The sequence below is a fragment of the Mesorhizobium sp. M0998 genome, assembly GCF_040318885.1.
GTDB lineage: Bacteria > Pseudomonadota > Alphaproteobacteria > Rhizobiales > Rhizobiaceae > Mesorhizobium.
This window is the reverse complement of sequence record NZ_JAMYND010000075.1, coordinates 1-13,156: the sequence shown is the minus strand read 5'-3', so window position 1 is coordinate 13,156 and position 13,156 is coordinate 1. Positions and strand designations below refer to the sequence as shown.

Here is a 13,156-nt window from a genome sequence, read left to right as displayed (position 1 = left end):
GCATACACTACGTGTCAAAAAGAAATGGTTGTTCATTTACCTGCAGTAGCGATGAGAGAATTGAATCGATATTTATAGAGGCTGATAAGTTTGATCAGACCCTCTTTGAAATCCCATTTTCCTCCAAGCGCAGTGAAGTGCTAGGTATACTTGGCAAGCCTACAAAATCCGGCGCTCCATATAGCGATGTTATATTGGGCAAATATGGCGCTTGGGATCGTTTTGACCAAGCCGATCATTCAATACATGTTGAATATTTTCCTGATGCTGACAGGATAAGGAGAATAACTTTGATGCGTTCCCACGTAGTGCCGGCGACAAGCCCCGTGTAGTTCGCACTCATAAAAAAGGCTCCGCGTTATTTAGCCTCGAGACGCCGAGCACGGCCTGCTCCTTGGAGCAAGGGCACTGTCGATATCGGCTCTCTCGGACCAGTCGGCAGATTGGCCACATAGGTCCGCTCCCGCCATTTGGCGATGGTCCTCTGGTTGAGCCCGTGGCGTTTGCCAGCGCCGTCAGGTCCTTTTGACATCTCGCCCCACGGACCGCCTCTGTTGTCGTGGCGATCCTGTGCAGAACCTGGCCCATATTGCCTCCTTGATTCATGCGACAAGGATGGCCATTAAAGCCTGAGGTCAAACTTCTAGACTAGTCTAAGGCGGCTGCCAACAAAGCTGTGGCCAACTAATCTTCCGCACTCTCGCCGATATCCGCGTCAAACCAGCAACTGTAATCTAAGTCTGAAAACTCGAGCGAGAATCAGCTGGGGCGGCGGGCACTTGATCGTGGCGACACTCAATACGCAATTCCTGGATTTCTTCGATTGGTGGCATGATGAGCTGCGAGGGATCGGGAAACCGGTTAGTCTCGAGCGAAGGCGATCACTCGCGAGCGACTGGGTGGTCGCTCTAGCGGATGACGGTATTTGGGTGCGCGAAGCAAATGCGCCGGAATCTCAATCCATTCCATTGGCGCTGAAGGCGTCGGCGGGCGACATTTCCGCGCTGCTCCAAACCAGGCCTCGGCGCAAACGGTCGACTTTCGATATCCAGATCCAGCCTGGGTTGTTTCTGACGCGGCAATTGGCGACGCGACGACTGCCCCTTCGGCAAGCGCGGACCATGGCCGAACTCGACCTGTTGGCTTCGACGCCATTCGACCCGGCGCAGGTTCACATCGTCTTCGCCGAGCATACCGAACAGGGCTGTTCCTACCATGTCGTCAAGACCAAGACGCTCGCGGCAGTTCTGGAAGGGGTCCGCCGTGCTGGAGGAACGGTCCGCTCACTGTCTCTGACGGACGCGGGCCGGACGCCACAGGCCGACCGGTTGAGCATGGCTGCCATCTGGCCCCAGGCCCAACGCGATCGCCGCGCGAGGATAGGCTGGACTGTGGCGTGTTCGATGTTGCTGGGTGCCGTGCTTGTCACCTTCGGCCATACGCAATGGCGCACTTGGAAGGCTGGCACGGAGCTGGACGCGCAAATCGCCGATGCTCAGGTGCAGGCCAAGGCGGCGCGATCGTCTCTGCAGAAACGCCAGACTGGTATCGAGCAGGTCGAAAGAATCCGCAACGAGAAAAAGACATCCGCCTCGCTGGTTCGGGTCTGGGCCGAACTGACGCATCTGCTTCCCAATACGACCTGGCTGACCGACCTGTCGGCCAAAGGCGGCGAGCTGACCATTACCGGCTTTTCGACCTCCGCGGCCGAACTGATCGAACCGTTGGACGCTTCGCCGCTGTTTGCGGCGCCCGAATTCGCGGCGCCCGTCGTCAAGATTGCCGGCCAGGACGGCGAGCGCTTCACCATCACAGCAAAGATCGGAGCGCTTTGATCATGCTCTCCACCATCCTCAACGCGCGCCCGATGGTCCGCCGCCTCATCGCTCTGGCCATTGCGGCAGCAGCGGTCTGCGTTACAAGCTGGATGGTCTTCCTGGCGCTGGACAACATCGCCGTGGCAAAAGCCGCGATCGAGGAGAAGCGAGAGATTCTCGGTCAGTTGCAGGCCGTGGCGGCACTAGCAAAACGCCTCGAGGGCGTCGATCTCGCCGCGGCTACAAATCCCGAATTCTTGACCGGGGAAAGCGAAGCGGTCATTCGCGGCGAGCTACAGACGCGGTTGAACGCGATTGCGGCAGCGAATGGGGTGACGGTGCTGTCGGCCGGCAACGCGCCGGCGCTCAGCGAAGCAGGCGTGGATTTCATAGGTTTGCGGGCAAACCTGTCGGGGCCACTCGAAGGTATTCACAATGCCATCTTAGCGATCGAAACCTCGCTTCCGGTCCTGTTTATTCGAGAAGCCACCTTGCGAACAACAAGCGTTGGACCGGCGGCCGGCCGAACGGCGGACCCGGAGCTTTTTGCCGAGATCCTGTTTTATGGGCCCCTGCGAACGAAGGCGGCGTCGCCGTCTGGCGGGGCAGAGCCATGACCGGCAAATTCGCGGGGCTAGCCGTCGCTGCGGCGATTGCCGGGCTCGTCGCGGTGAACGTGGTGCTCTACAACACGCCTGTCGACACCGCACCAATCGGTTCCGCAAAGGCGCGCGATGGAGCGTTGGCCCCGAGCTCGCCGGGATCACTTCAGATTGCGCATCTGGGCGACTACACCGAAACTTTCGAACGGCCTCTCTTCAGCCCAACGCGCAGACAAGTCGTCCCCGACCCGGTCGAGCCGCAGCCAGTGGAAGTGGCTTCCGCGGCGGTCGAGCAGCCGGCAGCGCAGAATATTGCACCGCCAGTTGCGCCGTCACTGCTGGGGATCAGTATTCACGGCGGATCGGCGAAAGCGCTGCTGCGGATCGCGGGAGCCGAAAGTGCTTTCTGGTACGGCAATGGCGAGACCGTCGATGGCTGGACGCTTTCGGCGATCGACAAGAATCAAGCCGTATTGGAGCGGGAGGGCAAGATCACCCGCCTCTCGCTTTATCCGTCCGTCCAGGATGGCCAGCCTCTAGGGAGCGTTGGCCAATGAGCGGCGATCGTTTTGACGACGAAAGCACGAGCGCCGGCTTTTCGCTCGTCGCGGTGCTGGTCTTCATGCTGATCGTCTCCGCCATCGTGGTTCCCTTTGCCGTGACGGCAAAGACACGATTGATGATCGCCAACAATGAGGTCGAGCAGGAGCGGCTCTCGCTGCTGGCCGAAGGCCTGGCCAATGTGGTTTCGAGCGAGTTGGCCGACGGTTTTGCGACGGAAAAGCTGCCGCCGAACTCCACGCCGACAGCCTGCCGGTCGGGGGAATTCACCTTCGATGTCCGGATACAGGACCATAGCGGGCTGATCGATCTCAATGCCGCGGATGCTTATCTGCTGTCGCTGGGTTTTGCCTCGCTCGGTTTCGATCTTCAGACGTCCGAAGAACTGGCCGAAGCGGCTATCGAGTTTCGGGGCAGCACCAACGCTTTCGCTGCACAGGCCGCGGAGCGTGCAACCTCCGTCGGGCCGGGTCAAGACAAGCAGGCGCCATTCGAATCGGTGTCCGAATTGCAGGAGTTTTCGGCGCTTGCTTCGACGCCGCTGCATGATCTCCATGATGTCTTCACGGTTTTTTCGAAGCGCGGCACGCTCAGCCTCGACCGTGCTTCTAGCCGCCTCCGAACAGTCCTTGCCGGTGCATCAGCGAGTAGCGCTTCGATCACGCAAGGTGCTACCGAGGCTTCAGCCTATTCGGTCGAAGTCATAGCAAGGCGAGATGGATCGGGAATTACAGGCCAGGTCGGATTTGTCGTCGAGAAATTCCCGGCCAGCGCGGCAGGCTTCCGGCGTCTTTCAGGAAATCCCGTCGCAGAAGCCACCGACCTTGCAGGGACGGCGACATCCTCTGGAAACTGCGACGCGCTTTTCGGAACTGAGGCAGCACAGATCCTGAGGGGATTTGCCTCATGAACGCGGCTGCCCGAACCTCCAGCGTCGAGGCGTTTCTCGCCTTTCTGGAAAGCGAGAAAGTGCTCACCGCGCACGCAGCCCAACGCGCTTTGGGAGCGGCGAAGACATCGGGGCATCCGTTGGACACGGTGATGACCGAACTCGGCCTGATCGGCGAACAGGAGCTTGCCGCCAATCTCAGCCGGTTCATGAATCTACCGTCGCCTGCCGACATTCCAGAGCAGTTCAACCCCGATCTGTTCTCAAGTGTTCCGCTGGCCTTTCTGCGCGAAAACGCCATTCTTCCGCTGGAGATCGATGAGAAGCACCTGCTTGTTGCCGTCGCCGATCCGTTCTCGTCGGCGATGATCGATGCACTGGCCTTTCACTATGAGCGAACGCCGGCGCTTAGAATACTTCCAAGGCGGACAGTTATCGAATGCATCGACCGGATCGAGCAGTCCGCCAAGGGCGCTGTGTCATCTGATGTAGACAGTGCGACCTCCTCGGATTTCGGCCCTGATGATCTCGAACGGCTGAAGGATTTTGCCCGTGAGGCGCCGATCGTCCGCTTTGTCGCCGATACCATCCACAAGGCAGTCGACGCGAGAGCCACCGACATCCATATCGAACCCCTCGAGGATCATGTTCGTATCCGTTTCAGGCACGACGGCATGCTGTCCACCGTCGATACTGCACCGGCCGCCATGCTGTCCGGCATTTCGACGCGCATTAAAATCCTGTCGCGGCTCAATATCGCCGAACGGCGGCTGCCGCAGGATGGACGCATGCGCATTGCGGTGCGTGGCCGGGATATCGACCTTCGCGTCTCGGTCATTCCGTCCATTCACGGTGAAGCCATCGTGCTCAGGATTCTCGACCGCGCCGGCGTCGAGCTGCGGCTGGCAAAACTCGGCTTCGACGATGCCGCACAGGCCAAGATCAGAAGCATGTCGCAGTCCGCCAACGGCATCGTGCTGATCACCGGGCCGACCGGCAGCGGCAAGACCACGACACTCTATTCGATCCTTGCCGAGCGCTCCCGGCCGGACGTGAAGATTTTCACGGTCGAGGATCCGGTCGAGTACCGGATGGCGGGCATCACGCAATTGCAGGTCAACCCGGCGATCGACCTCGATTTTGCAGCTGCGCTCCGTTCGATCCTTAGACAGGATCCCGACATCATCCTGCTTGGCGAAATTCGCGACCGCGAGACGGCGCAAGTCGCGGTCCAGGCGGCTTTGACCGGCCACTTGGTATTTTCAACACTGCACACCAACAGTGCGGCCGGAGCGCTGACCCGCCTTCGCGACATGGGCATCGACGGCTATCTGCTCGGGGCGACGATCCGAGGCGTCATCGCGCAACGATTGCTGCGCCGCGTCTGTCCAGCTTGCCATGGGACGGATCAAACAGGTTCCACCTGCCGCACCTGCAATGATTCCGGCTATAGCGGGCGCACCGTGACCTACGAAATGCTGCAGGTATCGCCGCGTATCGCCGAGCTTATCGACCAGGGCGCCGGTGAAATGGAGATCGGCAGGGTTGCGGCGGAAGACGATCTCGTTCCGATGGCGTTCCATGCAAAGGCGCTGGCGCAGTCGCAGGTGACCACAACGGAAGAAGTCCGGCGCGTCATCGACCTCAACGGAGGCGGTTGATGCCGGCCTTTGCCTATCGCGCCTATCTTGTCGATGGCAGCAGGGAGAGCGGCGTTCTCGACGCGTCGACCAAGCAGGATGCAGCCCGCAAATTGGCGCAACAGGGGCGCCGGTCCTATCATCTGGCTCCCGTAAATAGAGCAAAGCAATTCGTTCGGCTGCCCGGACGCGGTGCGCTGACATTTACGCGACGGGTCGATCTCAGCCGCCTGTTTTCCGAGCTGTCGGTGCTCTTGAACGCCGGTTTCACCGTCGATCGCGCCTTGAGCGCGGTGATTTCGGGCGAAGGTAATCATACGCGGCGCCAGCAGTTGCAGTCCGTGCTCGACCTCACGACCGGCGGCCGCCCGATTGCCGAAGCCTTTGCCAGCCTGCCGGGGATCACATCCGACGTGGCGGCCCTGCTCGCCAGCGGCGAACGCAGCGGCAAGATGGCGTTCATCTGCCAAAGGCTGGCCGATACATTCGAAGCAAAGGCAAAGCGTCGTGCAGCGATCGTCGAAGCGCTGACTTACCCCACCTTTTTGCTGGTGGTCATGAGCGGGGCGCTCGTCATTCTGGCGACGGTGCTCGTGCCCGCGCTGGAGCCGATCTTCGAAGGCTCGTCGGCGGCAAAACCGTTCACGATGAAGCTGCTTTCCGGGCTCGGAACCGTTTTCACCGACTACCCCTTCGTGTTCCCGCTCGCGGCAACCGCTGCTTTGCTCTTCTATCTCTTTCTGTCGCGGTCGGCTGGGGCGAAGGCGTTGTTCTCGCGCTGGCTGCTGAGAATTCCGTTGATCGGGCAGCTGGTCAAGGACACGGTGATAGCGCGCTATCTTGAGACTTTGTCCCTGCTGCTCGGCAATGGGGTGGCAATGACCGAAGCGCTTGGCCTGTCGGCGAACGTCTCCCGGCAGAGTTCACTATGGGCAAGTTTTACCGCGATTGAAGATGACGTAGCCAATGGCGCCCGCCTTCATAATGCGATCGTCAAGGCAGGCATTTTCGACAACGCGACGATGTCGCTGATTTCACTGGGCGAAGACGCCAACGCGCTTCCCGTCGTGCTGGATCGTGCCGGAAAAATGCTCCAGGCGACGCTGACACGACGGATCGACACAGTGCTGAAACTGCTGACTCCAGCCTTGACGATTTCGCTCGGCTTTCTCGTCGGCAGTCTTGTCATTTCGGTGATGACAACAATCCTCAGCATCAACGATCTGGCGCTGAAATGACGAGCGCGCCTCAAACCTGCCAACGAGAGCAAGCGACAGCCGGTTTCACTCTGGTCGAGATGCTGGTGGTCTTGGCGATCATGGCTGTCATCGCCGCGATTGCAGCTCCGGGCATCGCCAGAAATTATCGAACCAAGAACCTGGAAACGTTGACGAGCGAGATCACCACCCGACTGCGCTTGTCACGCACATCTGCAATCGCCACCGCCAGGCCGAAACAGATCGTCATCGATCCTCGCGCCGGCGCGATACGTTTCGATGATCGAGACACGCTCGTCCTGCCCGAAGACGTCGAGATGACTGTAACAACGGGCCTGGAAACCGTGGCTGCGGATCGGCAGGCGACTTTGACATTCCTGCCGGACGGCAGCGCTTCCGGGCTGGACATCGATCTGCAACGAAAAGGCCAGACGGTACGCATCGAGGTGAACTGGCTGACCGGGCTTGCGACGCGGCGGACACTGCCATGATCTCGCAGGCAAACCCTGCTTCCGGGGAAGACGGGTTTTCGATCCTGGAGATGATCGTCGCGATGACGATCTTGGCGCTTGTTCTTGGTATCGCGAGCCAGTCGATCGTGATGGCCAGCCGCAGCATCGCGGCTGCCAAGGCACAGGTCGAAGCCGCTCGCGCGGTTCGCGAGATGCTGGCCGATCACCAAGCTGGTCTCGGATCGAATTCAACCGCCTCCGATGCCGCGCAGCCCGGCTGGAGCCTGAAAACCCGCACGATTGAGATATCGAACGCGAAACTAACAGCGATTATCATTGAGAGAACCGGCGCCGCGGGTGCCGGGCGTGGCGAGCCGTTTCTGACGTTTGTTCCCGTCCAGGATACGAACTCTCAATGAACCGCCCCTCCGATGTTTGCGGGCAACAGCTAGGGTTTCTCTTCCTCAAACCCAGGTTCGAATTGCGCTCCCCGGGTGGAACTCGCAAGTCCTCGGTATCGGTCGAGGGATTTGCACTGATCGACGTGCTGGTTGGGCTCGCCCTGGTCGGCGTCATTTCCTCGCTGATGATTGTCTTTCTCGGACAAGCCCGCACGATGATGCGCATCGAGAAGGCAACCGAGATGCAGATGGAGGTCGATGCTGCCTCGCGGTTTCTCGAAACCGCAATCAGCCGTGCAGAGCCGCTGCCGTTATCAAAATCGTCGCCCGAGAATGTGATCTATCTCAGCGGTGAGCCGGGCCGAATCGAATTCAACGGCGTTCAGGCGATCGGCTTCAGGTCCTCGGTGCTGCGGGAGATCACCGTTTCCCTTGGAAGCGAAGCTGAAGACATCCTGACCATTGTCCAAAAATCACGGCGCGGTAGCGACAGCAGCAGATCAACCGAAAACCAATCAGTTCGACTGATTGCTGGTGTGACCGCTATAAAATTCGAGTATCTCGACGGCTCGCCAGGAGCATCTCTGTGGTCGGACAGCTGGAGCGCCCAGCGCCGCCTGCCGGCCGCCGTGCGGTTCACGATCTCGGTCGATCGGGACGGTGCGACCTACTCATCCGCGGGTTTTGCGCGCCTCGAGTTGGCAGATCACCAAGCGCAGCCCATGAACTGACGAGTTCCCATCCGGAGCTTGGTCAGTTGGTGATGTCCTGATCCTCGCCGCTCCCGTCGGGCTTGCCGTCGCGGCCGAAGGTGCGGATCATCACACCGGTCGCATCGGCCTTCACTTCATAGGAGTAAGGCTTTCCCCAGGGATCTTTCAGCCCGGTGGTCCCCTTGAGGTACGGCCCATTCCAGCGCTCTTCGCCGGCAGGTGCCGCGACCAGCGCGGACAGGCCTTCCTCCGAAGTCGGATATTTTGCGTTATCAACATAGTAGAGTTCGAGGGCGCTCTCGATGTTGCGGATTTGCGCCTTGGCCGCATTGGTCCTAGCCGAGCCGAGATAGCGCAGAACCTGCGGGGCAGCGAGCGTGGCGATCAACGCTATGATGGCAAGTACCACCAGAAGCTCGACCAGCGTAAAGCCGCTTTCATGATTTTCGCTTTCACGGCAGTATTTTCTGCTTGGTCGAATGAAACGGAGAGAAGTCATTGGAGTGATCCCATGTTCCAACCTGCAAATTGTTCCAGCACCCAGGTGCAGCCAAGGCCCGTTGCGATGAACGGACCGAAGGCGACGCGCGCCCGCGCGGCCGCTGGACCCACCGCGACCACCTGACCACCGATGAATAACAGCGCGCTTGTGCTTGCTATGAACAGCAAGACCGGCAGCAGCAGCGGGTTGATCCAGCATGCGGCGGCGCCAAGCATTTTGACGTCACCGAGCCCGAGACCGATGCGGCCGGTCATTGCGAAATGACCGCGACGGACGAGCCAGACAGCGGACAAGGTTCCAGCAGCGAACAGGATTTGGCTAGGGACCTGATCTAGTTGTGTCGCAGCTTGGAAGCCAAGGCCCGTGCCAGCCAACGCCAGATTGAGTTCATCGGGAATTATCAGCCTTCGGAAATCCGCGGCTGAAATGGCGACAAGGATTGCCGTCAGAGCGATCGTTGCGGCCAGCACGAGTGACAAGTGGGCGCCCATCAGTATTTCAGTCGTTTGAGATTCTGTTGCAGAGGGGTTCCGCCGCGGCGCTGCTGGATCGGCGTCTGCAGGCTGATCTTGCCGCGGAATTCATCGGTGACCTGCCGCGCCTCGCTGATGTCGCGGATAACGCGCGGACGAATGAAAATGATCAGCTCGGTCCGCCCGACGCTGTCGCTCTTGTGCTTGAAGGCGTTGCCGATGATCGGGATGTCGCCGAGGATCGGCACCTGGCCGCGATCGACATTGTTGCGTTCCTGGATAAGGCCGCCGAGCGCCAGGCTCTCGCCGTCATTGACCAGCACGCGCGTCTGGATCTTCCGCTGCTGAATGGTTGGCGAATCGATGCCGGAGCTGGTCGTCTTGGTGACGTTGCTGACTTCTTGGCTGATATCGAGCATGACACGGCCGGCATTATTGATGCGTGGCGTGACCGTGAGTATGACACCAGTATCCTTCATCTCGACCGAATTTACGATCGGCGCATCGGCGGTCGATGTTCCCACAGCCTGCTGCGTGATGATCGGCACCTGGTCGCCAACCTGCAGGATCGCCTTCTGATTGTTGAGCGCCATTATGGTCGGCGCCGAAATCACGTTGACATCGGTGATGCTGGCGAGTGCGTTCAGCGTGACCTGGATGTTGTCGGTGGCGTAGGTCCAGCCAAAACCGGGGAAGCTCGCGCCGGTAAATCCGCTCGCAACGTCGGACAGCGAGATCTTCATGCCGTTGTTTTCGAAGAACCAGCGCAGGCCGAACTTCAGCTCGTCGTTCAGCGTCACTTCGGCGATCACCGCCTCCAGCATGACTTGCGTCGGCAGGATGTCGAGCTTAGCCAATATGTGCTGGATGCGATCGTAGTCGCGTGCCGTGGTCTGGATCAGCAGCGCATTGTTCTCGACATCGGCGACCACCTTGGCATGGGTGGGCGACTGTTCGTCCGGCGCCAAAGCCAGCGAGGGGGACGGGCCGGTCAATGGCACGGGAGTCACCCCGTCCGACTGCAACGCGATCGGCGTCATGTCGGGCGAGACGTTCGCGCCGGCCATCTCGCCCTCGGTTTTGACCGAAGTGCCGAGCACGGAGCTCAGCACGGCAGCCAGTTCCTTGGCCGGTCGGTTCTGAATCTCATAGACGAAGAGCTGGTCCTCGTTGGTCTCGGCCAGCTTGTCGAGCTTGCCGATCCATACCGCAGCGCGGCTGAGATAGGCCGGGCGCGAGGTGATCACCAGCACCGAATTCAGCCTGTCGTTGGGAATGAATTGGATGATCTTGGCGCCAGGGCCGTTCCTGGTGCCGAAGATCGAATCGAGCTCAGAGGCAACGGCTTCAGGCCTGGAGGTCTTCAGGGGATGAAGCGCGACCGACATGCCGCGCATCCAGTCGACGTCGAACACCGAAACCGCTTCGCGAATGGCATCGAGATCGCTGTTGTTGCCGGCGACCGTGATCAGATTGCGGGTGGAATCGACTCTGAGCACTGAGCCTTGTCGCGTGATCGGCTCGAGGATGGTCTTCATTTCGTCAGCTGCGATGTACTGCAACTGCAGCACCTGCACCTTAATGCCAGGGCCGGAGGGCGAGACCGACGGCACACTGACGGACGGCGTGCTGGACATGATGTCGGACAGCGGAACGATCTGGTACGTGCCGGCGCGTTTGGTGATCCCGGCATTGTTTACGGCAAGTGCGGATTCCAGGATGTCGACCAGTGCATCCTGCGATACAGGTTGCGACGTCTGCAGCGTCACCGTCCCCTGCACGCGCGGATCGACGATGTAGTTGAGATGCAGCGCGTCGCCGAGCACGGCTTTCGCCGCTTGTGCGACAGGTGCGTTGACCAGATTGAGTTCGAATTGACCAGAACCATCGGCCGTTACTTGGGCGATTGGCGCGCTAGAGGAGACGAAATTACCGGAGCCCTGATACTGCGCACCGGAGAAGCGCTGGGCTTCACCTGCCGCAGTTAAGGGATGGGAAGCGTTATATCCCGCCCGCAGCGGCGAGTTCTTTGCATGCAGGCTATCAACGGTTTCGGTGAAAAAGTCCTTGCCAGACGGGGATGTGCAGCCTGCACATGCGAGCAGCACGCCAAGCAGTACACCATTACTCAGATTGATTGACATCAGCCCGATTCCCCTAAGATTTTAGTCTAGAGTTTCCTCAAGATTGGCGGTGGAATTGCTGGCGATATTTCGGGTCTATCCACAAGGTAGGTGACGCCGTAAGCAGGATCGGGGACCTACTGAAATTCGGACGCATTTGCCCTGCGCACGCGGATCCCGTTACGGTCGTTTCAGCGGGCGATGAAAGATTGGTTTGTCTCGGTACAATGAGCCTCCAGACCCTCGCAACTGGTCGGCGTCGAAGAAATTCAGGAACGGCCCGTAGAGTGCCGCCATGATCTGCCGCCGCCACCCACTATTCTTCACCGAGTGTTTTTCAGATGAAGAGATGAAGAATACTGTTGCACCGCTGCTGGTGTGACACGGATATCAGTGAGGACGCGAAAGATGATTAGCTATAGCTTCTGTTGGCAGTGACCTTACCGGCCGTTCGTGGTTGGGAATGATTTGGGATTCCGTAGGCAGTCGTCCATCGAGACGGCCCGCCGAGTGCCTTGTCAGAACCGCCATTTCCCGCTGCAGCGCCGGGATCGTGCCCGCATAGGCGCTGTACTGGGCGAGTGCGTGCAGGCCATGCGCATCAGCCGGCGTTAGGAGCAGAGAAGCAGACTGTCCCCGATGCCGACATTTGCCAAAATGCTCGACCAGCAGGTTGTTGCCAGCGGTGTTTTCTATGGCGCGCCATGAGCAACTAACGCTTCGAGAAGCGTCGATTGTCATGGACAAGCTCGGCTTTCGCCCGCGTTCTCCCTGCAGGCGCAGTTCGATCCCATTTCCTTGTTATTCAAATAGCCTCATACCAAAGCCGCCTTCCAAAGACGGCTTTGAATCACTCTTGGTCGATTTAGAAATCCCTTTTGTTGAGATACTCCAAGTAGAGGGCACCATACGGGTTGAATTTGAAGTCGTCTTCTTCGTACGCTTCGATGGGTAGTAGTATCCCATTATGGCGGGCTGACGTCAGCCCGATGCCTTCGGTAAACATTTCGTCGGCAACGCGGTCGATTATCGAGCTGAGTACCAGCTCGTCGTCGGAGAGGCTCCTTGGCACGAAGACCTCTGGCAGACCAACGAGATGGAAACCGACGCTACAGAGGAATTCTCCGTCAATTAACGGCCGCTTGCTGAAGGCAAGGCGGCAAGTACGTGCTAAACTCGGGCCGTCCTCCGCGTTTTCCGCATCACGGCCAAGTTGTTTCCATCGAGCCGCACCGTGCGCAATGCCAGCACTCTCGCCTTTTGCGGCAATAGCATCACTGTTCAGTGCATGCACGATTAAGCGAAGGGCGATTGCCGACGTCTCAACGGCGATTTCGATATTCATATGGGGACCAAGTACATAGATCACGCAACCGTGCTCATGGACGGCCGCTTCGTCCTCTTTAGTCCGTCCCCCTTTATGTACCCGATCCCAAGACGCATCGAACGACTCAACCATGCGATCGTCTCGCGCGTCCTGCGAAAAGTGCATATCGATCTCAAACCCCGGGGCGAAACTGTCGATTGCAGACTGAATTGAGCGACACAGCTCAGAATATCCACCCTGTCTTCCCAGAATGCAGAGCACATGGCGGGGCTGAAACTCTGAAAAACTCATCGATGTAAAACCCACAATGCTAGATCAGACTGTCGTTTAATTGGCACCTTTGCAAAAACCGACTTGTGTGAGACGTGAGATAAGCACGCCGGCAGGGAGAAAACTCAGAATGTTACTTTGTTAGTATGACCATAGATAAAATTGGAAT

Annotated in this window: 14 protein-coding genes and 1 pseudogene; 10 read left to right on the top strand and 5 right to left on the bottom strand. The window is 59.1% G+C overall.

Features of this window, described 5'->3' with window-relative positions; genetic code table 11:
• Positions 1-332 (top strand): DUF6392 family protein (locus NKH59_RS32360; protein ID WP_353024293.1); only part of this gene is annotated, 332 nt, incomplete at its 5' end.
• A 77-nt stretch (positions 333-409) separates the two neighbouring features.
• Here the strand turns inward: NKH59_RS32360 and NKH59_RS33610 are convergent.
• A pseudogene (locus NKH59_RS33610) lies at positions 410-588 on the bottom strand (IS481 family transposase); the annotation flags it as partial.
• Positions 589-1,121: 533 nt separating this feature from the next.
• Here NKH59_RS33610 and NKH59_RS32355 point away from each other — a divergent pair.
• From NKH59_RS32355 to NKH59_RS32315, 9 genes are read left to right on the top strand one after another with little or no spacing between them, the layout of a single operon-like run.
• Entirely contained in the window at positions 1,122-1,835 is a 714-nt protein-coding gene (locus NKH59_RS32355; RefSeq protein ID WP_353024291.1) for a PilN domain-containing protein, read from the top strand.
• Between the two features lie 2 nt (positions 1,836-1,837).
• Complete coding sequence (gene gspM / locus NKH59_RS32350) at positions 1,838-2,434, top strand: type II secretion system protein GspM (protein ID WP_353024289.1); 597 nt, start codon at positions 1,838-1,840, stop codon at positions 2,432-2,434.
• On the top strand, positions 2,431-2,976 hold the full coding sequence (locus tag NKH59_RS32345; protein ID WP_353024287.1) for a hypothetical protein: 546 nt from the start codon (positions 2,431-2,433) through the stop codon (positions 2,974-2,976). The genes gspM and NKH59_RS32345 overlap by 4 nt, the downstream gene beginning before the upstream one ends.
• A complete protein-coding gene (locus tag NKH59_RS32340) occupies positions 2,973-3,890 on the top strand; it encodes a hypothetical protein (RefSeq protein WP_353024285.1) in 918 nt (305 codons plus the stop codon). The genes NKH59_RS32345 and NKH59_RS32340 overlap by 4 nt, the downstream gene beginning before the upstream one ends.
• Positions 3,887-5,530, top strand: a complete 1,644-nt coding sequence (locus NKH59_RS32335; RefSeq protein ID WP_353024283.1) for a GspE/PulE family protein — start codon at positions 3,887-3,889, stop codon at positions 5,528-5,530. Before NKH59_RS32340 ends, NKH59_RS32335 begins: the two co-directional genes overlap by 4 nt.
• On the top strand, positions 5,530-6,747 hold the full coding sequence (locus tag NKH59_RS32330; RefSeq protein WP_353024281.1) for a type II secretion system F family protein: 1,218 nt from the start codon (positions 5,530-5,532) through the stop codon (positions 6,745-6,747). The genes NKH59_RS32335 and NKH59_RS32330 overlap by 1 nt, the downstream gene beginning before the upstream one ends.
• Positions 6,744-7,217 carry a GspH/FimT family pseudopilin gene (locus NKH59_RS32325; RefSeq protein WP_353024278.1) on the top strand — a complete coding sequence of 158 codons (474 nt, stop codon included), beginning with the start codon at positions 6,744-6,746 and terminating at the stop codon, positions 7,215-7,217. Before NKH59_RS32330 ends, NKH59_RS32325 begins: the two co-directional genes overlap by 4 nt.
• Entirely contained in the window at positions 7,214-7,597 is a 384-nt protein-coding gene (locus NKH59_RS32320; RefSeq protein WP_353024276.1) for a PulJ/GspJ family protein, read from the top strand. Before NKH59_RS32325 ends, NKH59_RS32320 begins: the two co-directional genes overlap by 4 nt.
• Positions 7,594-8,310, top strand: a complete 717-nt coding sequence (locus NKH59_RS32315) for a PulJ/GspJ family protein (RefSeq protein ID WP_353024274.1) — start codon at positions 7,594-7,596, stop codon at positions 8,308-8,310. The genes NKH59_RS32320 and NKH59_RS32315 overlap by 4 nt, the downstream gene beginning before the upstream one ends.
• A 22-nt stretch (positions 8,311-8,332) precedes the next feature.
• Here NKH59_RS32315 and gspG read toward each other — a convergent pair whose 3' ends face one another.
• The 4 genes from gspG to NKH59_RS32295 all read right to left on the bottom strand — a co-directional run bounded on the left by gspG (position 8,333) and on the right by NKH59_RS32295 (position 12,849).
• Positions 8,333-8,791 carry a type II secretion system major pseudopilin GspG gene (gspG, locus tag NKH59_RS32310; RefSeq protein ID WP_353024272.1) on the bottom strand — a complete coding sequence of 153 codons (459 nt, stop codon included), beginning with the start codon at positions 8,789-8,791 and terminating at the stop codon, positions 8,333-8,335.
• Entirely contained in the window at positions 8,788-9,264 is a 477-nt protein-coding gene (locus tag NKH59_RS32305) for a prepilin peptidase (RefSeq protein ID WP_353024270.1), read from the bottom strand. The genes gspG and NKH59_RS32305 overlap by 4 nt, the downstream gene beginning before the upstream one ends.
• Positions 9,265-9,284: 20 nt before the next feature.
• Positions 9,285-11,411, bottom strand: a complete 2,127-nt coding sequence (gspD, locus tag NKH59_RS32300) for a type II secretion system secretin GspD (RefSeq protein ID WP_353024268.1) — start codon at positions 11,409-11,411, stop codon at positions 9,285-9,287.
• Between the two features lie 844 nt (positions 11,412-12,255).
• Positions 12,256-12,849 (bottom strand): hypothetical protein, encoded by a 594-nt coding sequence (locus tag NKH59_RS32295; RefSeq protein ID WP_353024266.1) that lies wholly within the window; start codon positions 12,847-12,849, stop codon positions 12,256-12,258.
• Positions 12,850-13,156: the final 307 nt, after the last annotated feature.

What these genes read in the sequence shown, in the direction of transcription:
- NKH59_RS32320 (WP_353024276.1), top strand. Translation starts at nt 7,214, where the DNA reads ATGATCTCGCAGGCAAACCCTGCTTCCGGGGAAGACGGGTTTTCGATC.
- NKH59_RS32315 (WP_353024274.1), top strand. Translation starts at nt 7,594, where the DNA reads ATGAACCGCCCCTCCGATGTTTGCGGGCAACAGCTAGGGTTTCTCTTC.
- NKH59_RS32295 (WP_353024266.1), bottom strand. Translation starts at nt 12,849, where the DNA reads ATGGTTGAGTCGTTCGATGCGTCTTGGGATCGGGTACATAAAGGGGGA.
- NKH59_RS32355 (WP_353024291.1), top strand. Translation starts at nt 1,122, where the DNA reads ATGGCCGAACTCGACCTGTTGGCTTCGACGCCATTCGACCCGGCGCAG.
- NKH59_RS32345 (WP_353024287.1), top strand. Translation starts at nt 2,431, where the DNA reads ATGACCGGCAAATTCGCGGGGCTAGCCGTCGCTGCGGCGATTGCCGGG.
- NKH59_RS32335 (WP_353024283.1), top strand. Translation starts at nt 3,887, where the DNA reads ATGAACGCGGCTGCCCGAACCTCCAGCGTCGAGGCGTTTCTCGCCTTT.
- NKH59_RS32330 (WP_353024281.1), top strand. Translation starts at nt 5,530, where the DNA reads ATGCCGGCCTTTGCCTATCGCGCCTATCTTGTCGATGGCAGCAGGGAG.
- NKH59_RS32340 (WP_353024285.1), top strand. Translation starts at nt 2,973, where the DNA reads ATGAGCGGCGATCGTTTTGACGACGAAAGCACGAGCGCCGGCTTTTCG.
- gspD (WP_353024268.1), bottom strand. Translation starts at nt 11,411, where the DNA reads ATGTCAATCAATCTGAGTAATGGTGTACTGCTTGGCGTGCTGCTCGCA.
- gspM (WP_353024289.1), top strand. Translation starts at nt 1,838, where the DNA reads ATGCTCTCCACCATCCTCAACGCGCGCCCGATGGTCCGCCGCCTCATC.
- gspG (WP_353024272.1), bottom strand. Translation starts at nt 8,791, where the DNA reads ATGACTTCTCTCCGTTTCATTCGACCAAGCAGAAAATACTGCCGTGAA.
- NKH59_RS32325 (WP_353024278.1), top strand. Translation starts at nt 6,744, where the DNA reads ATGACGAGCGCGCCTCAAACCTGCCAACGAGAGCAAGCGACAGCCGGT.